Origin of the sequence: Methylotuvimicrobium sp. KM1 (assembly GCF_044788715.1) — a bacterium.
Taxonomy (GTDB): Bacteria; Pseudomonadota; Gammaproteobacteria; order Methylococcales; family Methylomonadaceae; genus Methylotuvimicrobium.
In genome coordinates this window covers 1,816,414-1,840,974 of sequence record NZ_CP173170.1, presented here as the reverse complement: position 1 = coordinate 1,840,974, position 24,561 = coordinate 1,816,414, and the positions used below count along the sequence as shown (strand labels likewise).

The 24,561-nt window shown below is 49.7% G+C and carries 26 protein-coding genes; 5 read left to right on the top strand and 21 right to left on the bottom strand.

Features of this window, described 5'->3' with window-relative positions; all coding sequences use genetic code 11:
• Positions 1 to 111: 111 nt before the first annotated feature.
• The 3 genes from arsS to ACINK7_RS07825 are packed head-to-tail and all read right to left on the bottom strand — an operon-like array spanning position 112 to position 2,847.
• Entirely contained in the window at positions 112 to 1,095 is a 984-nt protein-coding gene (arsS, locus tag ACINK7_RS07835; protein ID WP_404360777.1) for an arsenosugar biosynthesis radical SAM (seleno)protein ArsS, read from the bottom strand.
• Complete coding sequence (locus ACINK7_RS07830) at positions 1,088 to 1,801, bottom strand: TIGR04282 family arsenosugar biosynthesis glycosyltransferase (RefSeq protein ID WP_404360776.1); 714 nt, start codon at positions 1,799 to 1,801, stop codon at positions 1,088 to 1,090. Before ACINK7_RS07830 ends, arsS begins: the two co-directional genes overlap by 8 nt.
• Positions 1,801 to 2,847, bottom strand: coding sequence for a methyltransferase domain-containing protein (locus ACINK7_RS07825; RefSeq protein WP_404360775.1), 1,047 nt, complete (start codon positions 2,845 to 2,847; stop codon positions 1,801 to 1,803). The genes ACINK7_RS07830 and ACINK7_RS07825 overlap by 1 nt, the downstream gene beginning before the upstream one ends.
• Positions 2,848 to 3,241: 394 nt before the next feature.
• On the opposite strand from ACINK7_RS07825, the gene ACINK7_RS07820 reads away from it, so the two are divergent.
• The 3 genes from ACINK7_RS07820 to ACINK7_RS07810 all read left to right on the top strand — a co-directional run bounded on the left by ACINK7_RS07820 (position 3,242) and on the right by ACINK7_RS07810 (position 5,404).
• Complete coding sequence (locus ACINK7_RS07820) at positions 3,242 to 3,829, top strand: TetR/AcrR family transcriptional regulator (protein WP_404360774.1); 588 nt, start codon at positions 3,242 to 3,244, stop codon at positions 3,827 to 3,829.
• A gap of 463 nt (positions 3,830 to 4,292) precedes the next feature.
• Positions 4,293 to 4,859 (top strand): Slp family lipoprotein, encoded by a 567-nt coding sequence (locus ACINK7_RS07815; protein ID WP_404360773.1) that lies wholly within the window; start codon positions 4,293 to 4,295, stop codon positions 4,857 to 4,859.
• A 146-nt stretch (positions 4,860 to 5,005) separates the two neighbouring features.
• Positions 5,006 to 5,404, top strand: coding sequence for a hypothetical protein (locus tag ACINK7_RS07810; protein WP_404360772.1), 399 nt, complete (start codon positions 5,006 to 5,008; stop codon positions 5,402 to 5,404).
• Here ACINK7_RS07810 and ACINK7_RS07805 read toward each other — a convergent pair.
• The 16 genes from ACINK7_RS07805 to ACINK7_RS07730 all read right to left on the bottom strand — a co-directional run bounded on the left by ACINK7_RS07805 (position 5,353) and on the right by ACINK7_RS07730 (position 20,681).
• The gene (locus tag ACINK7_RS07805) at positions 5,353 to 6,900 is read right to left on the bottom strand and encodes a fused MFS/spermidine synthase (protein ID WP_404360771.1); all 1,548 of its coding nucleotides are present in this window, start codon (positions 6,898 to 6,900) and stop codon (positions 5,353 to 5,355) included. The genes ACINK7_RS07810 and ACINK7_RS07805 overlap by 52 nt on opposite strands.
• Positions 6,901 to 7,174: 274 nt before the next feature.
• A complete protein-coding gene (locus ACINK7_RS07800; protein ID WP_404360769.1) occupies positions 7,175 to 7,573 on the bottom strand; it encodes a hypothetical protein in 399 nt (132 codons plus the stop codon).
• A 63-nt stretch (positions 7,574 to 7,636) separates the two neighbouring features.
• Complete coding sequence (locus ACINK7_RS07795) at positions 7,637 to 10,210, bottom strand: DUF3570 domain-containing protein (protein WP_404360768.1); 2,574 nt, start codon at positions 10,208 to 10,210, stop codon at positions 7,637 to 7,639.
• Positions 10,197 to 10,409, bottom strand: coding sequence for a DUF4266 domain-containing protein (locus ACINK7_RS07790; protein WP_404360767.1), 213 nt, complete (start codon positions 10,407 to 10,409; stop codon positions 10,197 to 10,199). The genes ACINK7_RS07795 and ACINK7_RS07790 overlap by 14 nt, the downstream gene beginning before the upstream one ends.
• Positions 10,410 to 10,436: 27 nt before the next feature.
• Positions 10,437 to 10,619, bottom strand: coding sequence for a hypothetical protein (locus tag ACINK7_RS07785; protein ID WP_404360765.1), 183 nt, complete (start codon positions 10,617 to 10,619; stop codon positions 10,437 to 10,439).
• Between the two features lie 362 nt (positions 10,620 to 10,981).
• Complete coding sequence (locus tag ACINK7_RS07780) at positions 10,982 to 11,440, bottom strand: hypothetical protein (protein WP_404360764.1); 459 nt, start codon at positions 11,438 to 11,440, stop codon at positions 10,982 to 10,984.
• Between the two features lie 122 nt (positions 11,441 to 11,562).
• On the bottom strand, positions 11,563 to 12,456 hold the full coding sequence (locus ACINK7_RS07775; RefSeq protein WP_404360763.1) for a HEAT repeat domain-containing protein: 894 nt from the start codon (positions 12,454 to 12,456) through the stop codon (positions 11,563 to 11,565).
• Between the two features lie 49 nt (positions 12,457 to 12,505).
• On the bottom strand, positions 12,506 to 13,273 hold the full coding sequence (locus ACINK7_RS07770) for a hypothetical protein (protein ID WP_404360762.1): 768 nt from the start codon (positions 13,271 to 13,273) through the stop codon (positions 12,506 to 12,508).
• 231 nt (positions 13,274 to 13,504) lie between these two features.
• Positions 13,505 to 14,050 (bottom strand): DVUA0089 family protein, encoded by a 546-nt coding sequence (locus ACINK7_RS07765; RefSeq protein WP_404360761.1) that lies wholly within the window; start codon positions 14,048 to 14,050, stop codon positions 13,505 to 13,507.
• A gap of 150 nt (positions 14,051 to 14,200) precedes the next feature.
• The gene (locus ACINK7_RS07760; RefSeq protein WP_404360760.1) at positions 14,201 to 14,986 is read right to left on the bottom strand and encodes a hypothetical protein; all 786 of its coding nucleotides are present in this window, start codon (positions 14,984 to 14,986) and stop codon (positions 14,201 to 14,203) included.
• 680 nt (positions 14,987 to 15,666) lie between these two features.
• Positions 15,667 to 16,269, bottom strand: a complete 603-nt coding sequence (locus ACINK7_RS07755) for a hypothetical protein (protein WP_404360759.1) — start codon at positions 16,267 to 16,269, stop codon at positions 15,667 to 15,669.
• A gap of 214 nt (positions 16,270 to 16,483) precedes the next feature.
• Positions 16,484 to 17,047 carry a hypothetical protein gene (locus tag ACINK7_RS07750; RefSeq protein WP_404360758.1) on the bottom strand — a complete coding sequence of 188 codons (564 nt, stop codon included), beginning with the start codon at positions 17,045 to 17,047 and terminating at the stop codon, positions 16,484 to 16,486.
• 162 nt (positions 17,048 to 17,209) lie between these two features.
• Positions 17,210 to 18,190, bottom strand: a complete 981-nt coding sequence (locus tag ACINK7_RS07745) for a DUF3641 domain-containing protein (protein ID WP_404360757.1) — start codon at positions 18,188 to 18,190, stop codon at positions 17,210 to 17,212.
• 768 nt (positions 18,191 to 18,958) lie between these two features.
• The gene (locus ACINK7_RS07740) at positions 18,959 to 19,225 is read right to left on the bottom strand and encodes a zf-HC2 domain-containing protein (RefSeq protein ID WP_404360755.1); all 267 of its coding nucleotides are present in this window, start codon (positions 19,223 to 19,225) and stop codon (positions 18,959 to 18,961) included.
• Between the two features lie 14 nt (positions 19,226 to 19,239).
• A complete protein-coding gene (locus tag ACINK7_RS07735; RefSeq protein ID WP_404360754.1) occupies positions 19,240 to 19,803 on the bottom strand; it encodes a sigma-70 family RNA polymerase sigma factor in 564 nt (187 codons plus the stop codon).
• Positions 19,804 to 19,913: 110 nt separating this feature from the next.
• A complete protein-coding gene (locus ACINK7_RS07730) occupies positions 19,914 to 20,681 on the bottom strand; it encodes a DUF547 domain-containing protein (RefSeq protein ID WP_404360753.1) in 768 nt (255 codons plus the stop codon).
• 462 nt (positions 20,682 to 21,143) lie between these two features.
• Here ACINK7_RS07730 and ACINK7_RS07725 point away from each other — a divergent pair, with 462 nt between their 5' ends.
• Entirely contained in the window at positions 21,144 to 22,748 is a 1,605-nt protein-coding gene (locus ACINK7_RS07725) for an FMN-binding glutamate synthase family protein (RefSeq protein WP_404360752.1), read from the top strand.
• Between the two features lie 86 nt (positions 22,749 to 22,834).
• Here the strand turns inward: ACINK7_RS07725 and ACINK7_RS07720 are convergent, their stop codons facing one another.
• Positions 22,835 to 23,236, bottom strand: a complete 402-nt coding sequence (locus ACINK7_RS07720) for a hypothetical protein (protein WP_404360751.1) — start codon at positions 23,234 to 23,236, stop codon at positions 22,835 to 22,837.
• Entirely contained in the window at positions 23,233 to 23,664 is a 432-nt protein-coding gene (locus tag ACINK7_RS07715) for an SRPBCC family protein (protein ID WP_404360750.1), read from the bottom strand. The genes ACINK7_RS07720 and ACINK7_RS07715 overlap by 4 nt, the downstream gene beginning before the upstream one ends.
• A 125-nt stretch (positions 23,665 to 23,789) precedes the next feature.
• Here ACINK7_RS07715 and ACINK7_RS07710 point away from each other — a divergent pair, with 125 nt between their 5' ends.
• Positions 23,790 to 24,386, top strand: coding sequence for a TetR/AcrR family transcriptional regulator (locus tag ACINK7_RS07710; protein WP_404360749.1), 597 nt, complete (start codon positions 23,790 to 23,792; stop codon positions 24,384 to 24,386).
• Positions 24,387 to 24,561 lie beyond the last annotated feature (175 nt).

The following is a 24,561-nucleotide window of genomic DNA, read 5'->3' as shown; positions in this document are numbered from 1 at the left end:
ATGGCGCTCACAAAGGCTTTGACAGCAGGGATGCTGTCATAGAGCCTACATGGACGTATTCACGACGCCCTTTGACGGGCACCCCGGCGCCGAAATTTAATTAGCAAAGGGTCAAGGTTCGAGCGCACCGCCGCAACTGGAACCTTGACCCGCAGTGCAGCCGAAACAATGATCGGCCACTTGAATCGGCGCCGAATCCAGGTCTTCAGACAACAAATCGCCGATATAAACCGGATTTTTGCCGCCCAGCGGCAAATCCAACATTTGATTGAAATCGCAGTCATAGACGAAACCTTGCCAATCGATACTCAACAAGCTTTTGCACATGACCTTGCTCAGGTTTGCCGGTCGATAGGCGTCCTTGAGCAATCGCAGATAGTCGTCAAAAACCTGCCGGCTATCGGTTTCATGCTTGCCGCCCGCCATTAATACCGCACCGAAACGTTGTATCGGCATGTTGGTAATGGCCAACAAGCGGTTGAAAACGATACCGAACTCCCGTGCCAAATGATCCCGGTATTGCTGCTCCAACGCTTCCTGCGGCGGCGGCAGCACCGGGCCCTGCGGATTGAATACCAGATTCAGCGCCAAGCCGCTGTCCGGGCGGCCGTAACCGAGTTCGTTGAGCCGTTTGAGCGCGGCAATCGAGGCCGAAAATACCCCTTTACCGCGCTGCGCATCGACGTTATCGCCGATATAACACGGCAAGGATGCGATGATTTCAACCTGCTGTCCGGCCAGGAATTCGGCGACCCATTCGTAGCCCGGCTCGACCAAAATGGTCGGATTGCAGCGGTCTATGACGTGCAATCCTTGTCGTCTCGCGGTCTCGACCAACCAGCGAAAATCCGGGTTCATTTCCGGCGATCCGCCGGTCAGATCTAAAGTTTGTATGCTTCGCTTTTCGGCGAATTGCAACGCTTTTTCCATGACTTCGCGCGTCATCAGTTCGGTACGCTTCGGCCCCGCGTTGACATGGCAATGGACGCAGCTCAGATTACAGAGATAGCCCAGGTTCATCTGTAGCGTCGTCAATTGCGCTCTGCGCAAGGCAGGGAATTCGCTTTTGAGTAATAACGGCTTGCTGTTATACATGAGGCTCCTCATCGAGTGTCGTGAACCCAGTCGTCAACCCATACAAAAAACGCATCAGTTGTACCTGTTCCGGTACCGGCGAAGCCAGTGCTTGCAGTGCTTTATGTAAGACAAGTAAATCGGACGATTCGTCAACATCTTGCAGCACACGTAGCGTTTGTACCTCGCCCCATTGTTTGACCGCATTGAAAAATTGCGCGCCGGTATCGGCGGTACCGTATTCGACATTGGTCCACCAAGGCCCGAGCAGCGAACAATTGCCGCCAAACAGCCAAAAGCCGCCGTCGAGACTCGGCCCGAAGGCAAACCGGGCTTGCTCGTCGTGCGCCAGCCAACGTGAAGCTTGCTGTAAGTCGGCAACGATCATTTGCGGAATGTCGGCCCCTACCAACATAACAAAATCATGATTTTGCAGTAAATGTTCATAAACATGCCGCATGCGCTCGCCCAAACCACCCTCGCCTTGCCACAGACACGGCATGCCTCGCCAAATTTCGTTAGTCGCCGCGATTTCTTCGGCCACGGCATAATAGCCTTGAAGCTCGCATGATTGTTCTGCCTGTTTGATGACGGCTGCCGTTGACCGTGCTGCCTGCCAATGAAATTGCTCGGCCCTGTCGGTTCCAAGCTTGACTGCTAAGCGTGTTTTGATCGGCGAGAGCCCCGGGGTTTTGACGAATAAGGCAATCGCGCCGCGTGCGGTCATCAACAACACGCCGCGCCGGAAGTTAGATTGGAACTGCTGTTCGGCGGCGCGCAGTCGAACAGACCGAAATGCACGTTTTTGTCGCCTAATAGCTCGAAATGACGGCCGTAGCGGCTGCCGCCGAGCATATCGGCAGTGTTGCCGCACACGCGCAAGGGCCTTCCGGTTTCGAAATGATGATGATCGTCAAGATCGAAAAAATGCGGATGACCTGCGATCGTGCCTCGGTAAGTCGCGACTTGCCCGAAATCCTCGCAGCGGTCTTCGAGCGGCAGCTTGAATGCTCGTATCGTGACCGAACGAAAACCGATCATGCCGATTTTGGCATGCACCTCGTCATCATCGATGTCGATCGGGCTTTCGCTGACGATTCGCACATCGGGACAGCCCAGACCCTGCAAGGCGCGGCGAAAATCTTCCCAATAAAACGCCCCGGCCAGACACTCGCCGAGCAACACCGGCTCCAGTTTGAGCGCTTCGGGGATGCGCCGGTCGGCATAGACATCGGAAAAATACAATTCCCCGCCGGGTTTGAGTACGCGGAAAATTTCCGAAAGCACGCGCCGCTTGTCCGGTGATAGGTTGACGACGCAATTCGACACGACCACGTCGATCGAATTATCGGCGATGTCCAACGCCGCCAAATTCTCGATATAGCCCTGCCTGAATTCGACATTCGAACGTGCATAACCGTAGCGTTCGGCATGCCAATCGCGATAGGTTCGCGCAATATCGAGCTGTTCATCGGTCATATCGACGCCGATAACCTGCCCGTTCCCGCCGACCAGCCGGGACAACAAATAACAATCGCGCCCGGTCCCGCAGCCCAAATCCAAAACCGTGCGGCCTTCCAAGGCCGGGGGCAACGGCGAACCGCAGCCGTAAAAACGCTCGACGACTTCGGGATGGACATCTTTGAGCAAAGAACGCAAATGCTTTGGAAAAGCATCGGCCGTGCAACACGCGCTGGTTTTCAAATCCCGGCTCGAATTGAGCACTTTGCCGTAATAATTTTTTATCGAATCGGTAATGACCATTTTATTCATGTTTTTATCTGTAGGATTTAAATTGAAATATTTCGCGATTGCCAAAATTTGTCTGGTTTTAATTTGTCGGTATTCAATAGCTTCTCTTCTAACGTTTGACGCTACACTTTAAACCATGAGTCGGAACGCCTCAAAAAATCTTACAATCTTTTTAATCGACTTCGGTATCATTAGCATCGGAGCTAAAAAAATATGTAACTATTCAGCACGAGAATGCAACTTGGTGTACATAACTTAATCTGAATAATTTCAAAAATATTTGGATTATCCGCCTTTACTTGTATCACCTCGATCCAACTGAACTGATATTTTCATTCTTTAATTTAAAGTATTACAAGCGGATATCGAATGTGCATATACAGACACGCCGTTCTAAACTGAAAGAAGCTAAATCATGGCAATAGGAAGACCAAGAGAATTCGAAATCGAACAGGCCATCGACGCAGCGATGCGCTATTTTTGGAAAATGGGCTATGAAGCCGCCTCATTGCAAGGATTACTGACTGCGATGGGAATTTCGAGAAGTAGCTTTTATCAAGCATTCGGCAGCAAGCACGACCTTTTCGAATTATGTGTCAAACATTACCGCGATATGTTGCGCAAAGATTTATTGGATTCCTTGAAAAAATGCGAAACCGGTAGAGATTTTATCGAACATATTTTTTATGCTTGCGCCGACGAGGCAGCAAGACCGGATACTAAGCTGGGCTGTCTGATTATGAATACGGCAACGGAGTTCGCGCAAAAAGACCCGATTATCGCCGATTTGGTTTCGGACAGCACGGATAAAATTAGCCGAATTTTTTATGATGCGATTGTGCTCGCTCAATCCCGAGGCACCATACCAACCAGCAAAGATCCCGAAGCACTGTCCCACTTCTTGTTATGTAACCTTAACGGTCTACACAGTCTGTTGAAAGCCGGAAAGGACAAAAAAAGTCTACGCAATATTATAAAAATTATCTTATCGGTTCTCAATTGATACTATCCGCTTCGCATGATCGAGTGACCTCTCATTCAATCCTAAAACATCAACCGATTGTAAGGATTGTCTTCCTTATACGACTCATCAAAGTATTTAAAACGGCAAAGCGTTAAATTACTAACCGAAGCTACTCCCTTTTAACTCAAAAATTAATTAACTTTATGAAGAAGATATGGGGTGTAGCTAGCGAGGATGTCGGCAGCAGGTATTGCTGACGTCAAGCCCCCTCGGATGGGTTCACGGCGGTACTCGATAGATACATCCCGTACCTTTTATTCTTAGACGGTTTGTCAATCAAAAGGAGTAAATAAGCCGGTTCGATAAGCGTTCAATTTTTCAGCTTTTCCTTTTTATCTCGACTGAGATTTATCGACCGATTCTAGAAACGACTTGCCGTTCGGCCCATTGAAAAAAAGTTTCTTGTATTCTCTAGGCAAGCGGATACATGCTGGAGGCTGACATGTTAATTCGATTATTACTCACTGCCGCACTTGTTTTGATTACAGGTTGCTCCCAACTACCGGATGTAATCCGGCGAGCGCCTGAACCGGATATCGTCATGCAAGACGCGCTCGACAACTTTTCCTACGTCCGCGATAAAAACGTCCGTTGGGGCGGCATATTGGTTGACGTTATCAATGAAGAAGACTCCACGACACTTCATCTTTTAGGTTACCCCTTGACTAGAAGCGGCCGCCCTGACCGCAATGATCAGCCTCTGGGACGGTTTCTAGCAATAACGCCGACTTTTGTCGACCCTGAAGCCTACCCGAAAGGCAGCGAAGTGACTATCGCCGGCCGCATCAGCGAGCAGACCGAGGGAAAGGTCGGGGAACACCCCATTACATTGCCCGTCGTTCAGGCCTCTCTGATTTATTTTTGGCCCGCCGTGTCGGCACGCTATTCCTATCCTTACGGTTATGGCGGATATGGCTACGGCGGATATAGAGCCGGTTTCGGGCTGGGTTACGGTTTCAGGCCGTATCGCAGATTCGGGTTTTACGGCCGGCGCGGTTATCGTTGGTAAATTATCCCGCTATTCATGCGTGATTCAGTGCCCTGAGTATAGAGTGCGATCGTAAAGACCGAGGAGGTTTATTATGAACGTTAAGCAACTGATCAAAATGGTTATTTTGGCCTTATCATTATCCGCCTTATTCGTTAGCCAATCGGTTGAGGCAAGAGGTTATTACCGGGGCGGATCCGGGTATTCGCACCATGGATTTCGAGGGGGCACGCATTTACGTCACGGTTTTCATGGAAGACACACCGGATTTGGCCGTTACCATGGCTACGGCGGACGGCATTTTCGGGGCGGATATTATAGCCCTAGGCATTACGGCCATTCTCCTTATTACGGCGGATATGGTTATGGTAAACCCCATTCATATTACCGAAGACCTTACCGGCGGTATCGCTAAAATGGAGGTGTTTGAGCGATATCGGCGCGCTGCCCTGCCCGACTTGGCGTTATCCGACCGGAATGTAGCGAATAACGTCGGCCTATCGCAACAAGGACGTCAGCGTATCAGCAAATCCGCACCGAACCATCCCAAAACGACGTTACGATAATGTTCCGCCTTATGCGTTTGCATGTATTCGAGCGGATTGAAATTATCCGTCAATACAATTCCTTGCGTTCGCGACACGGAGTACTGTCTTTTTTCGAGCCAGAATCGCTCGCGTGCGGTTAATTTCGGAGACTCGCTTTCGATAGCCGCATCCGATGCCAAAAAAATGAAATCGTTAAAATCTTCACCGGGTTCGGAAAGGTAGGTACTTTGCCGAGAAAAAATTTGATCGAGCGTTTTAGCGACCGAAGATAATGCTTCGTTATTGCCTTGCGTAAAGGAAACGAAATTCAATGCCAGAATGCCGTGTTCGGTCAATAGACCTTTCAATTGCAGCAACGCCTCCGCAGTTAGCAAATGCGAAGGCTCCGAGCCGCCGGTAAAACAATCGTGAATGATCAGATCGTAAGGCCCCTTCAAACGTCTTATTTCGTAACGCGCATCGCCGACAATGTCGCGACCGTTCGAAGCATAACCGAAATGCGCAACCGCCGCCCCGGCAACAGCCGGATCGATTTCGAGCGTATCGACGGCGATACCGAAACGCTCGCGTAAGACTTCAGCCATATGTCCCGCTCCCAAACCTACGATCAGAGCTCTCTGCAGCGACGGGCGCAAAGCCGGAATCAACCCGACGATTTCCTGATACGTCAGCAAACTTTTCCCGGTGGCGATACTTGCCGCGCCGATCGTCGAGGCATCGGATGTCAACATACGCAAATCGCGGTCCGGCCGGTCGATCACGCGTACCCAGCCATACAAGCTTTCATGTTCGGAAACGATTTTGAACTTGCCGTTCCCATCGAATACGTTACCCGCACCGACGATGCTCGGTAACAGAATCAAGCCGAGAAACGCCAAGGCAATGCACGGCGTCATGCTGTAGCGAAATCCCAATGACCTTTTTTCGCTCCAGGCGACCCCCAACGCCAAAAGCATTAACAGTAGGCCGAGCGCAATCAGAATCTCGCGCGAACCCACCAACGGGAACAGAAAGAACCCCAAAAACAACGTTCCGATCACACTGCCCAAGGTGCTCACCGCATAAACGGTTCCTGAGCTCGAACCGACCGAGTCGAATTCCAGTGTAGCGAGTTTGATGGCGAAGGGACCGACCATACCGAGCATCGTCAAAGCCGGCGCGAACAACAACAAGGAACTGGTAAAAGCGCCGCCGCGCAAACCGAGCGGATCGGTCATCAGTAATACCGGCCTCGTCATCCAAGGGATCAGTAATGTAAATAATGCCGCCAGCGCGATAATAAGCGATAGACCGATCGGTTTGGAGGAGTCGGCTAAACGACCGCCGAGAAAATAACCGGTTGCCAATGCGATCATCGTCACCGAAATCAACGACGACCATACATAAAGACTGGTGCCGTAAAAAGGCGCTATCATACGCGTACCGAGTAGCTCGATAACCATGACCGACGCGCCGGTCAAAAACACGGTTCCGAACAAACCTAACGGACGGCTTGTAAACGTTTTTATCATCATAATTTTTCCTATCTAAAAAGACTAAACCTAACGTTCATGAAGTCTTGGCAATTGCCCTAGCAAATAAAAGTGAGAGGTGTGGTTGGTGCAGTCAGGAGAACCTTGTCGAAGGGGCTCTCCTGAGCGCTGCCGAAGGGTGAGGGGTAGTTTGTGGTTTCACCAAGCAGATGAATATGTGGTAGACCCTTCATGCTTCGACTTGGCTCAGCACGAACGGTCTACCACATGCCAACTGCTTTTATTTGGCTAAAAACTTGAGCACCCTTTGCAGGACTTATTCATCGCACATTTCCGGGTCGAACTCCCGTCCGGCGGACTTGTTGGAAGCCAAATACTGTTGTACGGCCTGCTTTTGTTCCGTCAATGTCGGTTTGACATATTTGTCGGGCAACTGAACAGCCCTTTGCATGCAACCTTTGCAACAAAAATAAACCGTTCGCCCATGAAGCTCGGCTTTCCAATCCTTGCCCATTATGTTATCGCCGGTCACAGGACAGGTTTCGACACCATCGCCCCGGCCTTCGAATTTCGGGGAATGACTCAATTTGGTTTGAGCCTTAACCGGTCTGACTAATTGATCGACCGGGTTGACAGCCCAAACTCGATCAAGCGGAATAAAGATCGTTAACACAAGACCGAAGCTCAGGGTGATCCATTGATTTTTTTGGTTCATGGCGACCTCCCATAAAAATTGATAAACCTGCCTCGTAAGTTTTACCTGAAGCACTTACAAGCCCTAAAAAGCATAACTCCAGGATGCCGACAACGCGCCGTCACGCTCCAATTGAAAGCCGTTGACATCGTCTTTTAGCGGTTGAATCCACTCGAAACTCAAACGATTACCGGCTAAATCGCCGGACGGCACATAGGCGCTGACGCCCAAACCCAAGTCCCAAAACCGCCCGCCGTGATTTTTCGGAAAGTCCATCGGCCCGCCTCGGCCGTTGAATTTATTGAAATCGCCACGAATCGAACCCTGCACGGTATAAATACCGCGGACTGTCGTAGACAGCCAAGAAGTTAGGTTATAACCGCCCCATACCGATGTTTGAAACAAATCGCCGAGCGCGTACCCGGACTCGTTTTTGTCTTGCAAACGTTTGACGCCGCTGGCTTGCGCACCCCACGACCAGCGATCCAACGTACCGGTATAAGTCAAACTGGGGGTAAAATCCCAAGTGCCGCTGCCGAGTTGCATCATGAAATGGATCAAGCCGCCGTCTTCCTGCACGATGCGCCGAAACTCCAAATCGACATCGCCGGTCGGTGCGGTCACCCCGATTCCGGCATGCAGATGATGCATGCCGGAATCGTATAGTTTGATTAAGGCCGACAACGAGGTATCGCCGACTCCTCCGGTCTCGTGGCCGCCGACGCCGGTATGTTCGTGCACGCCCGGCGCGGGCGGCGGACGTCCGGAGAGTTCGCGCAAATTCATATCCATGTCGACGAATTGCGGCATCACCATCAAATTCAACCAATCGGTCGGTGCATACATCAACATCAGCATGTGCATTTTCATGTTCATGAATTTCGGCGTAAAACGGCATTGAATATCCGTGCTGCAACCGTTGTCGACTATCGCCGAATCCAAGGGCACACTCGAACCGTTCAGCATGTTGCCGCTCTGCCTACCGTACATGAATTGATAACCGACCATGAAACTGCCGGGTTCGTCCATCATGTGCGCGAACATCAGTCCGGCCGGATTGCCGGCGCCGTGATGATGGTGATGATGGCCGTGACCGTCGCCGGAAAAATCCAAGGCCCGCCCGAGATTGTCGAGATCGACCTTCAACGCGGCGTTGGCGACGTAATAGTTGAAATCGGCGAAGCCGGCTTCGCCCCCGCCGCCGAGTTTGAGCCGTCCTTCGTGCGTGTAGTATTCGAACCCGGCTTCGAGCGTGAAGCCCTTGGTAAATTCTTTGCTGATCGACACGCCGCCGCTTAAAGTACCGAAACCGGACAGGCGGTGGTCGCTGGAAAAGTTAGCCGGCAGGACGCTGTCATCGGCACTTTGTCTCGTAATACCTACTCCCGGAACAAAAACAGCTTTCGAAAATGCCTGCTTGATTAACAGAAACGGACTGTAAAAATCGGCCGCGCTCTGGCTGTAGTAACGCACATGGGGCGTGACCTTCCAGCCGCTGCCGAGCGGCTGTACCCAATCCGACTCGAAGGTATGCGCATCGATCCCCCAGTCGTCGTGATTGAATCGGTAGTTGAAATGCCAAGCCGCATCGAGCGGTTCGATATACTGGGCCAAACGCGCACCGAAGCTGAATTGGTTGCGTTCGTCCGGCCGCTGTTCGAGCACGGCTCGGGTTTCGCCTTCCAGGGTATCGGGATCGACAAACACCAGCGTCATGATCTTGTACGGATTTTCCATGAACCCGGTGCCGCGCGCATAGCCGAAACTGAGGTCGAGCACCGTGGATTTGCCGACGATCTGAGTCAATCCCAGATTGACGCCCCAGTCTTCGCGGTTGCCTTGCAAGATGTAATCGCCTTTTTCAATTTTGATTTGATTACGGAACGCTTGGGTGAATTGGCTTCCTTCGTTTGTGTTCTCGATATAGACCTGCGCATCATGATCGATAATCGCATAAGTATCGCTGTTGGTATAACTCAAGCCGAAATTCAGCGTCGTCGATTTCTGATTGAAATCCCAGCGCCCGCCGAAATTAACGAAGCGCGACTCGTAATCGCGCTCGATCGAAATCCCCCCGCCCAGATCGAGCGCTAACTCGTCCCATTCGTAGGTCAGTTTAAAATCGCCCTGGTTGCGGGTTTCCGGCGATGCCGTAGACATGACATGCACCGCCCTTTTATCGACGCCCAACGTTTGATTAGTCACCGGGTCGACCGCCAAAGGCTCGAAGTTTTCATTGAACTGTATGGTTCTTTGAAAAAAAGGCGATGCGCCGCTGACCACGCCGTCACGTTCCACCGGAATATTAGGGCGAATAGATCCAGCCAACGGCGCGCTACTCATAGGCGTCGCACCGGACCAGGTATCTTGCAGGAAATTGAAGGAAAATTTGATCCGGTCGGTAAGCGACAGCTTGCCCGATGCGTGAATGCTATCGACCTGTATCGGATTGTTAACTTTGGCATCGAATAAATTACGGTTCCCTTCTTCGTAGCGGCTTTGTTGAAAGGCGAATTCGCTGTCGGCCGCCGCGGAATCGCCGGACGCAAACATACCCGGCAAAGCGAGCGCGGCGGCCGTGAGTGCTTGAAGCCCGCGGGTTCCCGATGCGGCTTTACAGTCCGGAAGCCCGGTTCCGCATCGATCAATAGCAACCACAACCGCCGCCTCCGCCCGCTTCGCCGCCGGCGGCCGCTTCGCGGCTGCCGTAATTGTGAGCTCTCAGAGCCCTGCGCATCGGATTATGATCCAGCGCCATGTGCGGTTTGGCCAGATTTCCCCGTTCCCACGGCGCGACCGGCGCACAGCCTTGCAGCAATAACAGGGCGTTTATAAAAAATAGTATTTTGAAGTTCATCGTTTTTCTGTTCTTTATTGATTTATCCTAACGTTCATGACAGCCAGGCAATCGCCCCGGCAAATGAAAGTTCAAGGGCGGGGTGATGGTACGGTCCTCGCCCGACAGGACGCCGTGAATACGTCCATGTAGGCTCGACGGCGGCTCCCTGCCGCCGACGCCTGTCGATCGAGCAACCGCACCCTCTTCGGAACCAACATTGTTTTTCATATCGAAAAATTAGATAAGGCCTTCGCATCTGCGAACTTTCACAGTAAAAAATCAGTTGAGTATTCTAAATTCCGTTCGCCCTGAGCCTGTCGAAGGGTGAATGGTTAATCCGCCCTTCGACAGGGCTCTCCTGAGCTTAGCCGAAGGGCTCACCACAATCGGATTAACCTTAAATTGTCCCGCGTTAAGTGGGTAGCCGGTTTTTCGAAATCCCATGAAAACGATATACTGCGACGACGCTTTAGCAGCTCATTAAATGCAAAACTATTAATTGCAAAATAGTCAATTGTCCGTCGAGCCGGCACAGTGGTCGGCTCGACGAACTCGGCATCGCCGGTCACAGCAATGCTGCGGAATCGGATTTACTGATTCTGGAAGCGAACCGAATCGGTCCCGGTATGCGTGCCCGTTGCTGCGGTGCAGTGAAAGACCAATTCGTAAAATTTACGTGCACCTCCCGCCGTTCTTGTAATGAAAATTAAATAGCCGCCCGAACCGCCGGGCACACGAATGATCGGAGAGGCTTGATTGTCCCCGGTTTTCGGGTCGGTGCCGCCGCGCGCATGGAGATTGCTCAGTTTGTATCCTGTTACATTCAGCTGACCGCTGCCCGGCGTTAAATCGCGGATACTGATTTCGAGATGGTCGGTCACGCCGCCGCCGTCGGTAAAGCACTCCACTTGATACAGATCGGTCGCGCTAGCGCCGCTTAAAGACTCAAGACTGCCGATGATGGTATGAGCGTAGGCGCCGGGAGCGATGAATAGGCTCAGCCCGAACAATACGAGCAATAAAAACGGGTTGATTGATTTGTTAGTCATGATTGTTTCCTCTTTTATGTTGAGTATTTATTTTAAAAACCGCCGTAAGAACGAAGCATTTCACTATTGGTAATGTTTTCATCTAGGTAAGATTCCATACTCTTGGAATCGGCTTGATGGGTTCACGGATGATGGGCTTGTCCGCCGAAGAACGCTTCCAGCTTGAGTCTGGCAAATTCGCTCACTTCCGGATTCCGATCCGTTAGCGCGGCATTCAGGATATCCGGAAATCGATCGGCATGTTCGACGACCATCGAGCGCACGCGAGGATCTTTATCCTGCAGCATTTCGCGCAATATCGGTTCGAGTCCTTCCGAACCCTCAGCGTTCGCCATCGCCTCCAGCGCCTGCGCGCGTACCCCGGCATCCACATCGTTCAGCGTCTGTTGCATGACTTCCCGCAATTTTTCCGGCGCCAAATCCTGCTCGAACGCCAAACGCCGAATGGCATCGGCGCGTTTGGCGGCGTCGCCGTCATTGACAGCGGCAAGCAAAGCCTTCTGATTGTCCGATTGATCCGGGATGGCCTCTCGCCGCTTGGCAACGTCCGACCCGATTGCAACATGGGTAGGAGACGTATGACTACCGTCCGACTTTCGATCAGGCAAGCCTTGTTGTCCGGTAGAGCCATCCTGCCCCAAAGGCATCAGCCAAACCTCAACCACGGTTTGCATCGCGGAGCCGGATGCGCTATCGCGGTCGTAACGGTACACCGCATCGACCGGACGGCCGAACAAGCAATCGATCAAGGCAGGCCAATCGGCTACAGAGCAATCGGCGTTGATCGATTTAAGCGGCAAGGCTGCATAATGAAAACGAATGCCGAACTGCCGAGCGAGCGCTTTCACGACTTCTCCCGGTATCACTTGACGAACCAACACCTGCAAACCTTGCGAGGTGTCGGAAAAGGCGATCCGTGGAGACTCGGCGTGCGCCGGAAGCGGCTTGTCGGCAGCATGCGCGATCGAGACTGAAGCGCATAACACCCAGGCGGCAAACGCAATTATTCGGCACATATCGACACCTCGTCCGCTGTTGCTTTGCGATAGTTTCGGCGGCTGTAAATCAAGCTGTACCGCGAATCCGCGAACCGAGCAACAGCGTCAGCGAACTCACGAACAACCAGATTGCAGCCGGCACCGGCACCGGCGCAGGGGCTCCAGCCGCCGTCAAGCTGTCGGCTATGCTTGGAACAATCTGCAGAGTAATAGGCGCTGTCCATTCTTCATCATTGGTAGGTGGCAATACTCCAAAAATAGCTATATCCAATCCATCGCGAAAATAAGGGTCCGGACCGATCGATGCCAACACTTCTCCAGGCTGATCATCAACAGGTATACCCAGGAAATCATGTGTACCGGCCGGAAAGAGGCCGGCATCATTGACCATAACCATATATAAGCCTTCGGATATTCCATTCAACGCCAACCCTGGATTGGCTTTACCCGAATTAACAGGTTCATCGCTATTAAAATCTAGTATGGGGCGTCCGAATATATCATTACCGTTATTGGAAGAATCACGCTCCGCATCGTTATTGAAACCTGCCAGACGCCAATGAGTGTTGTCCGCTTGCCATACCGATATAAACAAATCGGCCATCAAATTTATCGGATCCCCCAAATTTGTTTGAACAGTTCTGAATGAGGTATCCAACAAGAACGTTATATCCTGCTGACTACCGTTCTGAAAAAAGAACGTTTTCAACGGCGCATCCGAAACCGCAGAAGCTTCTATCGAAGTAAATTGATCCTCAAACACCAGGCTGTTCGCATGGGCCGAACCTACCGAGAACAGGCCTACTACTGCCAGACCGTATATAAAATGTCTCATAATTAATCTCTCTTTATTGATCGAAATGAATAATTACATCCCGAGGCTTACTTGCCGGAATTGTCTTTAACCTTCGCTGTCAAATCGCCGTATTACCCGGCAGGCCGAACCGCTAACCCGACCTGCCGGGAAATTCTCAATTTAACCCGAAGAATTAATGCATAAAGCCTTGGAGCGGCGCCAAGTTTGCAAAAAAGACTCACAAGGCGTAGCCCCTAGGATGGTTTCAGTTCATCGCCCGATTTTTCGGCGATAACCCAATAGCCCCAGCAACGCCGACCCCATCAACCAAACTGCGGCCGGCACCGGAACGACGCTTGCGCCTTCAACGGTTAGCGTGTACGGAAACTCGAAACCGGATGTAAAAGGATCGCCATTGCCGTCGAAGCCGAGCGAATATAAATCTCCATTCGGTACGTTGGCCCATTGGCTGACGGCGACCAGAAATGAACCGGGGTCGAGATTGAGACTCAAACCCGAATCTTTTGGGTTAAAGCTGCCGAATGCGCCGTTCGCATCGTCGTTGGAATCCAGCAGCGTATAATCGCCGCCGTCATGCTGCCATAGCGTCAGAATCGAATCGAAGCCATCCAAAGGGTCGGAATTCACCCAGATACCGACTTCGCCAGGGCCGACTGTTTCGAACCGAAACATATCCACCTGATTGTAAGGTTCATCTTCTTGCGTACCCTGAACGCCGTTAAAGGTCATAGTAGCTGCATAGGCCTGGCCGGCCGACACTCCCAAAACCAGGAAAAAAATAAATAATCGTTTCATCGCGAAGTCTCCTTAAAATTCATGAGTTGTTAGCCGCTGAATAGGGCGCTTTAGACTGCCAATGAAAGGCTTTCGTACACGGTTCGACTCAGCGGTCTTGTCAATAAAACCGGAATATACGCAATCCGGCTTCTAGCTCTGCCTCACCCTTTAATTGGCGTTGGCCGGCCATAATCCCGGAATCGGTAGGAATTGGTCGATATCGGCATCTGACGGCTGTACGGCAATGTCATAGCCTTCTCCGCAACTGTCAGGCAGCGGATTTGCAGCCAGATCGCGATTGATGGTCAAAGTCGGCCAAAACACGCCGGCGCCGCCGTCATCGCCGAACGGCATGACGATAGGGTCGTTAAATTTAGGAGTCGTATGTCCCATCCAGACATCGACGCGATTGCCGTCTGCCGTACTCGAACTTTTCGAACACCAGTTGGCGATTGCAATGCGCACCAACAATCTTTTAGCACAAGATTCGGGTAGGAAACGCGGTGTTGTATGTCTAAACGGAATCAAGCCTTCGACATCGCTACCGGGCATCTTGCCGGCCGTATAATGGAATGCCCGGCGCGCGCCGGTTTCGTCTTTGAGAATGTGAGCGTTCAAAAATACATCCCGATCTTGTATTAAAGTCGGTGTCACCCCCACATTGTTACCCAGCGTATCGGCTAATTCGTCACCTAATGTAACCGGCTCCTCCCCGCCATCGACCAGCTTGAAGGCTTGAGAACTGAAACCGTTCGGGAAAACGATGCCTTGCGCCATGATGCCGAGTCTGTCGTCGAGTCCGGGCGTATTGCAACCGTGCGTAATTCTACTGCCATTGAGAAGGGCCATGCCTTCGGTTGCTTGTTCCGCAATCACGGTATGCGCCATGGCTCCGCTACTTGTAGCCAGCATAATCACGGCAACCGGTAATAATTTATGCGCTTTTAGTTTCATATTTGTACTCCGACAAAGTTATGGTTATGAATTATTTACGTTAAGCTCAGATCGCGAAGAGATTTCCCCCAGTAATGCCTTCGCACCCAGACCGCCAATGTCATTAAGGAAACTCGTCATTCCGCCATGAATGGAAGTCTTTTTGAGGCATAGCAGCATCTGAACGATTGAATCGCCGACTAATGTATCAATCGGTACACAATATATTGCACTTTTTGTACCAATCAATCCAGTTTAAAACATGTTTCCCCTTGTTTTTCTAAACTATTGTTTTATTGAGTTTGTATTGATTTCAAACAATAATCAATAGGCTTTTGAGTTGGAGTGTATTCGCACTAACGTAAAAAAGCGCACGACAGCAACAGTCTTCCAGCGAGCGTTCGACTGAATATACGTCATTTGCCGCAATCTACACTCATTCATGCAATTGATTTATATAATTAACTCTTATATGCGTTAAATAACACAGTTATTAAACACACTTTTGTACCGATTAGTATACATAATAACTTTCTGATTCCATATAACCTCAACTAATCGAATCGTATTCCAGGTGTCGTTTTCGACATTTAATTAAAAAAACCAACCGCCACAAACGGACTAATAAAGACGCTGACATAAAAAAACCGCCGAGACCTACAGTCCGGGCGGCCTTATCAAACTTAAGCCATACCTCTAAACTAATTTTGTACCTCTTGTCGATTGACCTGCTTGCCTCGATTTCTAAGCGCAATCAAACCAAAGCTTAAAGACCCGAAAAGCCAGAATGCGCCAGGCAAAGGTACTGCAGTTATGGTTATATCGTCCAATGCATTGAAACGGGTGTTATTCGTATCGTTGTTGATCAGTTCGATACGCCCCAATAAACCTGATAAGCTAAATCTGGTAAACGGGTCGCTTACATTGAGAATGGCTGTGGCGAGTAAATCTTCGTCAAGGCCGTATGCTCTGATCTCGGTCGTTCCCGCACTTGAAGAATAAGCCTTGGCATAAAATTCGACCACGTATTGACCGGGTTCGAATCCGATAACACCGGTGTCTCCTCCTCTAACCATCCAAGCATGGCTCCCGGAACGATATAACTCGAACACGCCGGCCGCACCCGATACGCCGCCGGTAAAGCTCGCCGGCCCGATAACGAACTCGGTGGCGCCGGCGCCGCTTGCAAGCAACCCACCTATGATTTCAAAGTCCGATGTATACGTGTTGGCATGAACGGTCTGAACCGCTCCCCAAAAAACGAAGAGCAGCATTGCTTTGTTATACAAATTGGAAAGACTCATAATTTTTCTCTCGTGGAACCAACCGATAAAAAGATTCGAACGAAAATTTCCTGATTTCATGTAAGCTTTAGGAAAAATTTAGTTTGCTTAATTTTGCAATGCGAGGTATTTAATCTTTGTTTTTATCACCTTCAGGTTACGATGATAATATATGCAACAAATACCGAACCTCTTCTCATAATCGCCGAGCGGCGACGATTAAATTGCTATTTCGTCAAAGAGCCGTTGCTTCGCTCCGTTTCGGCTCTATCCGTTTCAATTTGGACAAAGGATTATAAAAACCGCTATCGACTGCAACCCATTCGGCTTCGGGATGTTTCGATTTCATGGTTTCTATTACCGGGTTCTCGAATTTATTTTTAGCGTAAATCAACAATAAATAAGCGCCTGCCTCCAAATCGTCGTGAAAGGGTCGGATTTTTCTGTTCTCAAGCGCCACACCCGCCAAGCCTCCTTCCCAGGCGCCAAACATCAATGCGAATAAAACGATCGCATAATACGCGCTATTAGGTACCTCTTGTCCGAAAAGATCGACTGACTTGAATATCGCGGCAATCACCACACCAAAAATCGATCCGGCTACGCCGCCAAGCAGAACGAATCGTAAAAAATCCAATTGTTCCAGATAATTACTAGAATGAATTTTATCTCGTTTAAGACCAACCTCGTCTTTGCTCATCGTATGTATAAACCAATCGTCGACACCTGCGTTGTGCAAATCTTCGGTAATTTTCCGTACGCTATCGCGCGTCGAAGTCAAATAGTAATAGCATTTCATTCTGGACTCCCATCGATATCAAAATATGAAACGGATCGGTAAAACCGTTTCTTCTACTAATAATCATGTTTTTCTTACAATTTCTTAACGATCTATTGTCGTCGATACGGGCAAATTTTGCTGTTCCGCCCGATGCATAGCATTTTCGGTGACGAGGTCGGTTTACCGTAATGCGCCGTTACAACCGGAGCCTTGTCCGGCAGTACACCCGAAACAATGCTCGGCTACGTGAATAAGCTCCGACTCAAGTTTTTTATCCGATAGATCGAAAATATGAACAGGTTCGCCTTGGCTTAGCTGTAATTTCAACATGCGATTAAAGTCGCAGTCATAAACGAAGCCGAGCTGGTCTATACTAATCAGACTCTTGCACATCACCTTACCGAGGTTGTCCGGATGAAAAGCGTCCTTCAACAGCCGTAAATAATCGCCGAATACCACGTTTAAATAATCTTCATGCCGGCCATGAGCAAGTAGCTTCGAGCCGAAATAAGACATAGGCATATTCGTCATGACGCACATGGCATTGAAATAAATACCGAACTCATCTTTCAAACGCTCACGATAACGATACTCGAGCGACTTCTGCGAGTTCGGCATGAAGGCGCCGTGGGGTTTACAGCTAAGTTTTAGAATCAATCCGCTATCCGGCATGCCATAGCCAAGCTCGTTGAGCGACCTAAGACCTTGAATCACCGAGAAAAATACAGAATTATCGAAATAGCTTTCGGCGTCCTCATTAATCAAACAGTCAAGCCCCGCGACTAGTTCGACATGCTGTTCGGCCATGAATCCTGCCAACCATTCATAACCGGGTTTAACCAACAAACCCGGGTTACAACGATCCTTGATGTGCATCCCCCGGCGCTTGGCGGTCGTTACGAGCCACCGGAAATCAGGATGCATTTCCGGTGCGATTCCGGTCATATCGATTGTCGACAAGCGATGGTCGACGGCGAATTTTACAGCCGATTCCATCACTTCCCTCGCCATCCATTCGATATTTTCGAAAAGCGGTATGGCCTGATAATCATTTGTATTGAATTCACCGACGTATCCTAGATTCAATTGCAATGTGGTTAAAGCATTCCGCCGAATTCTAGGAAACCGGTTATCGACTAACGGAACGGTTGTACTACCCATGGCTTTTCTCAATTTAAACCGGCTTAAAGACAAATAGAGAATGACCGCAATCGAAATTTGTAGAGAATCCGGAATTTCGCGGTCAAATAGATATCATCAACGCGACAATCGAACTCTTAACCCAGCTTTAACATTTTTCTTCCATAAGGCATTGATAAATATATACTATAATACTAGATCATCGAAATTGACATGATTTTTAACACTTAAAATTCAATGCTTTAGCCTATAGGCACTACATTTGTTAAGGCTGGGTTAAAACGATCATTCTCCGATGAGTCGGATAAACACGCGAATGCTTACAATTTTTTCCTGATATCTTAGAACTTTCAATCCATTCGATTGGATTAAATTAGAGGGTATTGCAAGTATGTAGGAAAAGGAAAGGCAAATGCAGGTCAAAAATGCTCCGGCATTTTGTGCATTCATTACATCCCTGTAATTATACTTCGAGCGGTCACATTTGCTGGTAAGCTGACGCGCTCTTTTGTCCGATAGATGCGTTGCGAAAACAGTTACATGGCTTGAGTTTCTTAGGATACAGCAGCAAATAATTGCCCGATTTTTTAAGCGTTTCCACTCAGAAAGCACTTGGTATACACAAGCCAGCAGTAGGGTGATTTATAACTTATGATCACCAACAATTATTTCCAAGAATTTTGAGATTAAAAAGGGGAAACACAAAAATTAGCTAAAATGGATTTATTTTCGACAGCCCAGGCTAAAGCTCATTCGTAATCCGAAAGAAAAACACGATTTCCTGAAAATTCAACGGCTTTCATCCGAATACTCCTTCAGCATTTGTGTTATACGCTCGCACGATCTTTCGGATAGCTTGACCGATTCGGGCATCATTGCCGACACGAATGGGCCTGCATTTCGTATTGCCTCGCGCAATCGTTTCGTATCTCGAACATACCGCCTACACAAGCCACACATCGCAATATGCAGACGTAAGCCGACTCGTTCCCGAAAAGTCAGTTTACCGTCCATCGCTTTTGTTGCCAGAACACTGGCTTCTTTACACGTCAACATAATTCTTCGGCCCCTTACGCATTAAACCAATTCAGATCCAGACAATGGCGCAGCTGCACTCTGGCCCGAGACATCATCACCCAAAAGTTGTTCGGGGTAATCGTCATCAATCCGCAAATTTCTTCGGTATCGATGCCGTCGATTTCGCGAAGCACGAACAGTTGCGCCAACCTCGGCGGCAAACGATCGATACAGCGTTGCAACACTTCGAAAAATTGCGTCTGTTCCAAAGACTTGTCCGGTTTCGACCAAGAGGAAACGTCGTGCTGCCAATTGCCTCGTTCGTCGAAAAACTCGTCTTCGGCAACGCCGGCAAGACCGTCGTCGTATTCCTGGTTCGGTTCTTTCGCGGTTTTCCGAAAATGATCGATGATTTTGTGCTTGAGAATGCCGATCAACCAAGTCCGCTCCGAAGCTTGGCCGGCATAGTTATCCTTGGCTTTCAACGCCGCAATCAGCGTTTCTTGGACCAAATCCTCGGCAGCGTCCCGGTCGCTAAGCCGCGCGTAACCATACCGGTAGAGAATATCGCCATACAGGCCGAGCCATTCGCTCGGCCGGGACAGTTGATGAGACATTTGAAAACCTGTTTATTATTTGTGTTGAAGAGGCATTCTATACAAAAAACTCATCGGATACGTTAAAACTTTAAAGACCATTTGGTCTTTTTTTCACCCATTTATATGTTTCATCGCAATGCATTGACCGCCCAATCATACGGAATGTTGGCCTTCAGACGGTAATCCGGCAAATCAGGATGGTAGCGTCTGACGAAAGCTTCGACACCGCCCTGCCCGCTAAAATCCTTTTCGAACCAATCGAAAATTTTCGATACTCTTATGGTCTCTTTCGATACTCTTATGGTCTCTTTCGATACTCGCAAGCCTTTGCCGGCATTGTTTAAAAACTTCGTCGCCTGATCGTTCAACTGCTCGTCGAGCTTTGCGGCAACGAACGGCTCCTTGCGTAAATCCGGACAACTGACTGAGGCGCAAACGACCGCCATATGCATGCGAGGCTCACCCATCGGCCGCAATATTTCGTGTTCGACTTCATCGAGCGTAACAACTTTACCGCCTAACTCGCCGGACGGCTTCTTCCAAACCGGGCTGAACCAACTACCGACATCCTTGATGCTCTTTAAAGGCCAATGATCGGCGACCATTTTTAAAGCCAAGATATTGTAAGCATTGATATAAAACGCCAGTTTCTCTTCCCGTCCCGCCAGACTCGCAACTGGAAATGTAGAAAGCGCTTGGTATGCCCGGTCGAGACTGCCATCGTCACGAATGGTCTTATAATCGACAAGCATCAACGAAACGCCGTTCTTATTGCCGGGACGAATATGCTCAAGCACGGCTCTATAATCGGTCCAATCCGGTTCGGCTCCGTATGAGAACGCAGTGATTAACGTAAGAGCTATACCCAAAACATATCGATTAACGAAATACATCATTGACTCCTTATTCGTTTATTTTGACGATAAGTCGTCGAATACGCTACTTCCTTACAACAGAATCCATGATTTTGTTTGTAAACGGTTTAGGATTTGGTCATCAATAAGTTCCCATTTTTGGAGGGTACGGTTGCTCGATTGGCAGGTGTCGGCGGCAGGGCAGATTTTTGCTCCTCGGCAATTGCTCCTGCATTGCCCTAATACACGCCATCCATGGCGTAATGCAAAATCTGCATTCATGCCATCCATGGCAATCAGATTCCGCCGTCAAGCTTACAAGGACGTATTCACGGCGTCCTGCCAGGCGAATTACCGAACCCTCGACAAAGCTCATAACTCCAGGAAGTTATTTTTCGCGAAATCCTTAGATGGTGTAAGGCAACCGGCTAGTCAACGACTCAATTGGGAATCCATTCAATACTTTCGCTGATTCGAGTGCTATTAAACCAACCAGAGGACACCATGCGTTTACTATTTTTAGTCTTTATGTCGTCCGTTTTTACACTCAACGGAATCCTAGCCTTCTTTTGGCCCCACACGCTCTTGGGTTTTGCGTTATGGATGCCGATTTTTCTATTGGGCGTTCACGACATGATTCAAACACGCCATTCGCTGCTACGAAATTTTCCGGTGATCGGCCGATTCCGCAAAGGCATGGAAAACCTGAGGCCGATGATTCAACAGTATTTTATTGAATCGGACACCGACGGTTCGCCGATCAACCGTATTTTTCGATCGGTCGTTTACCAGCGCGCGAAAGGCGAAATGGATACTGTACCTTACGGAACCAAGTTCGATGTTTACCGGGTCGGGTATGAATGGCTGGCGCATTCGCTGGCTGCACGAAACCTAACCGAAATCGATAAGGATTTACGTGTCACGATCGGCGGCCCACATTGTACGCAGCCGTATTCGGCCAGTATTTTCAATATTTCCGCAATGAGTTTCGGCGCCCTGAGCGCCAATGCGGTCAAAGCCCTAAACGGGGGTGCTAAAGCCGGCGGCTTCGCGCACAACACCGGCGAAGGCGGGATAAGCGGACATCATCTCGAACCCGGCGGCGACTTGATCTGGCAAATCGGTACGGCTTATTTCGGTTGCCGTAACGTCATGGGAATGTTCGACAGCGAGCAATTTGCCGCAAAGGCTGCCTTACCCCAGGTCAAAATGATCGAAATCAAGCTATCTCAGGGCGCCAAACCCGGTCACGGCGGAGTTTTGCCTGGCTGTAAAAACACCCCGGAAATCGCTTCGATACGCGGCGTCGAGCCCTATAAGCAGGTCAACTCGCCGGCCACGCACGCTTGCTTTGCTTCGCCGGTCGGCCTGATGCGGTTCGTACAAAAGTTGCGCGATTTATCGGGCGGCAAACCGATCGGATTCAAGCTATGTATCGGCCGGCGCAGCGAATTCATCGCGATTTGCAAGGCCATGCTCGAAACCGGCATCACACCCGATTTCATTACCGTCGACGGCGGCGAAGGCGGAACCGGCGCGGCGCCGGTCGAGTACACCAACTCCATCGGCATGCCCTTGGCCGATGCGCTGGTTTTCGTCAGTGATTGTTTAACCGGATTCGATTTGAGAAGACATGTCAAGATCATCGCCTCAGGCAAAGTCTTTACCGGTTTTCATTTGGTCAAGCGCATAGCGCTCGGCGCCGACTTATGCAACAGCGCGCGGGGGATGATGCTGGCCTTGGGCTGCATCCAATCGCTGCAATGCAACAAGGATACCTGCCCGACCGGCGTCGCGACGCAAAACCCGAAGCTGGCCAAGGGACTGGTCGTCGCCGATAAGAAAACGCGGGTGTCGAATTATCATCGAGCAACCGTCGAAAGCGTTGCCGAAATCATCGCCGCGGCCGGCTTATCCAACACTACCGAATTAAACCGATCGCATGTGTACCGCCGTGTCAATACTGCCGAGATCAACACCTACGAAGATATTTATCCCAGTCTGGCCGCGGGTTGTTTCCTGCGCGACGACATGCCCGGGAGCTATATCCGCGACATTGAAAACGCGAATCCCGAGCTGTTCAGCCCGAGTTACTGCTCGATTGATTGATTACGATAATAAAAAATAAGACGAGCGGCGTTTCGACTGAAGCGAAGAGCCGCTCTTTGTTGAAATTAAATGCTCATCTCTACACGTCAACTCAATGCCCACAAACTATCTTCTTCACGCAACAAAAACAACAGTAAACAACCAGACAACATGGGCCATGCGGCAAAAAAAAGTAAATGCGGACCTTCGAACGGAGACAGATATTGCTGCCAAGACGAAAACGTCGACACAGCATGAAAGAGCAAAACCGCGCCGTAAGTCCATTTTTTAAAAAGTCCGAGGACAAAACAAACCAAAACAATCGACTCCAGAACACCGATGCCCATCATGGTCGTTTCAGGAAGCCCGGGAATAAAATAAAATTTTTCGAATATTTTCGCGCCGTGCCCCGGATTGATAAATTTATCGATCATCCACATCGACATCACGACGAACACGGAAAGACGCATCGTCAGCAACGACAGTTTCAGTCTGAACGAGCGGTTCATTGCACATTCAACCTGTCGGCCAGCGCCTTCAGCAGCGCAACATAGATCTGATGGCAAAAATCCCGTGCTTCCTCGGAAGCCGATTCCCAGGAGGAACTCCATTCGACAAAAGTCTTATCGCCAAGCGTGACCGGTCGCAATTGAACCTGCCCGACATAATTTTTGACCTCTGCCTGCGAAACCGGGGACGGCCCGTCGTCGATCGAGTAGCGTATACGGTTTTCCGCGTCGTTGCATTCCAGTAAGGTCTCGTGAAACACGCCGTTCAAGACTCGTTTGGCGCCGGCTTCCGTTCCGGTCAGTTCGCCGACGGCGGTACATTGTTGAACGACCTGACTAGCCCATGACATATCATGAAAATCCTTGACGGTGCTCCATACTTGTTGTATTGGCGCCTGGACCAAAATCGATTGATAACATTGAGGCATGATGTTCTCCACATTGATAGTAAAAGATTTATTATTGAATAAACGTTCAATAACGAGCGAAGAATAGCTTTATTTGAATGATTGTTCAATAATAAACAGCCTTTTACTCAACTAACCCCGATTTTATGGCTCGACCTGCCTCTTTCGACCGCTGCCATGTTTTACAACAAGCCATTCGTTTGTTTCGGCTCAAAGGTTATCACGCCACTTCCATCAAAGATTTAGTCGATGCGACAGGACTCCGCCCGGGCAGCCTTTATGCGGCTTTCGGCGATAAGCGCGGTCTGTTTCTGATGGCGCTGGACGCTTATTTCGAAAACATGAAACAATCGATGTTTTGCTTGTTGCATCGAGACGAACCGCCTATCCTGCGTCTGGAAGCTTTTTTCATGAAATTGATCGACAACGCCTGCGGCGATAGCGGCAATTCCGATTGTTTGCTCATCAACACCCTAGCCGAAATCGGATTTCAGGACGAACAAATAGGCGTTCGGCTTCAGCGAATGTTCGGCGAAGTTGAGCGCGAATTAACCGCTGTATTGTTCGATTGCGAGAGGGCGGGATTGCTTAACGACAAGAGTGGTCCCGCCATATCGGCCCGGTTTCTGGTAACCGGCATCTTCGGCTTACGTCTATTCAGTAAAACCCGCCCGCCCAGAGAAGAGCTCGAAACGCTTGCCAAACTGTTAGTGGCTTCAGTCATACCCTCTTATGAACCGTAACAAAAGCTAAATGTCTTGTAAGGTTTCCCGCAGTAGCCCGACCAACGAAGAGAGACTCGTAACGAGTCGGGTGATAGAAACGCGGCAGCGGCCTTGGTTTTAATCTTGCTAAGATTACTCGCAGAATGCGCCCAATGAAAAACAACAGGCAAAACATAAACTCGATAGTGTTTTC

Coding starts and splice junctions, on each gene's coding strand:
- ACINK7_RS07720 (WP_404360751.1), bottom strand. CDS start 23,236: ATGAACCGCTCGTTCAGACTGAAACTGTCGTTGCTGACGATGCGTCTT.
- ACINK7_RS07710 (WP_404360749.1), top strand. CDS start 23,790: ATGGCTCGACCTGCCTCTTTCGACCGCTGCCATGTTTTACAACAAGCC.
- ACINK7_RS07775 (WP_404360763.1), bottom strand. CDS start 12,456: ATGTGCCGAATAATTGCGTTTGCCGCCTGGGTGTTATGCGCTTCAGTC.
- ACINK7_RS07820 (WP_404360774.1), top strand. CDS start 3,242: ATGGCAATAGGAAGACCAAGAGAATTCGAAATCGAACAGGCCATCGAC.
- ACINK7_RS07740 (WP_404360755.1), bottom strand. CDS start 19,225: ATGTTGACGTGTAAAGAAGCCAGTGTTCTGGCAACAAAAGCGATGGAC.
- ACINK7_RS07830 (WP_404360776.1), bottom strand. CDS start 1,801: ATGACCGCACGCGGCGCGATTGCCTTATTCGTCAAAACCCCGGGGCTC.
- ACINK7_RS07815 (WP_404360773.1), top strand. CDS start 4,293: ATGTTAATTCGATTATTACTCACTGCCGCACTTGTTTTGATTACAGGT.
- ACINK7_RS07805 (WP_404360771.1), bottom strand. CDS start 6,900: ATGATGATAAAAACGTTTACAAGCCGTCCGTTAGGTTTGTTCGGAACC.
- ACINK7_RS07770 (WP_404360762.1), bottom strand. CDS start 13,273: ATGAGACATTTTATATACGGTCTGGCAGTAGTAGGCCTGTTCTCGGTA.
- ACINK7_RS07765 (WP_404360761.1), bottom strand. CDS start 14,050: ATGAAACGATTATTTATTTTTTTCCTGGTTTTGGGAGTGTCGGCCGGC.
- ACINK7_RS07790 (WP_404360767.1), bottom strand. CDS start 10,409: ATGAACTTCAAAATACTATTTTTTATAAACGCCCTGTTATTGCTGCAA.
- arsS (WP_404360777.1), bottom strand. CDS start 1,095: ATGTATAACAGCAAGCCGTTATTACTCAAAAGCGAATTCCCTGCCTTG.
- ACINK7_RS07780 (WP_404360764.1), bottom strand. CDS start 11,440: ATGACTAACAAATCAATCAACCCGTTTTTATTGCTCGTATTGTTCGGG.
- ACINK7_RS07725 (WP_404360752.1), top strand. CDS start 21,144: ATGCGTTTACTATTTTTAGTCTTTATGTCGTCCGTTTTTACACTCAAC.
- ACINK7_RS07735 (WP_404360754.1), bottom strand. CDS start 19,803: ATGTCTCATCAACTGTCCCGGCCGAGCGAATGGCTCGGCCTGTATGGC.
- ACINK7_RS07825 (WP_404360775.1), bottom strand. CDS start 2,847: ATGAATAAAATGGTCATTACCGATTCGATAAAAAATTATTACGGCAAA.
- ACINK7_RS07730 (WP_404360753.1), bottom strand. CDS start 20,681: ATGATGTATTTCGTTAATCGATATGTTTTGGGTATAGCTCTTACGTTA.
- ACINK7_RS07760 (WP_404360760.1), bottom strand. CDS start 14,986: ATGAAACTAAAAGCGCATAAATTATTACCGGTTGCCGTGATTATGCTG.
- ACINK7_RS07750 (WP_404360758.1), bottom strand. CDS start 17,047: ATGAAATGCTATTACTATTTGACTTCGACGCGCGATAGCGTACGGAAA.
- ACINK7_RS07715 (WP_404360750.1), bottom strand. CDS start 23,664: ATGCCTCAATGTTATCAATCGATTTTGGTCCAGGCGCCAATACAACAA.
- ACINK7_RS07785 (WP_404360765.1), bottom strand. CDS start 10,619: ATGAAAAACAATGTTGGTTCCGAAGAGGGTGCGGTTGCTCGATCGACA.
- ACINK7_RS07755 (WP_404360759.1), bottom strand. CDS start 16,269: ATGAGTCTTTCCAATTTGTATAACAAAGCAATGCTGCTCTTCGTTTTT.
- ACINK7_RS07800 (WP_404360769.1), bottom strand. CDS start 7,573: ATGAACCAAAAAAATCAATGGATCACCCTGAGCTTCGGTCTTGTGTTA.
- ACINK7_RS07745 (WP_404360757.1), bottom strand. CDS start 18,190: ATGGGTAGTACAACCGTTCCGTTAGTCGATAACCGGTTTCCTAGAATT.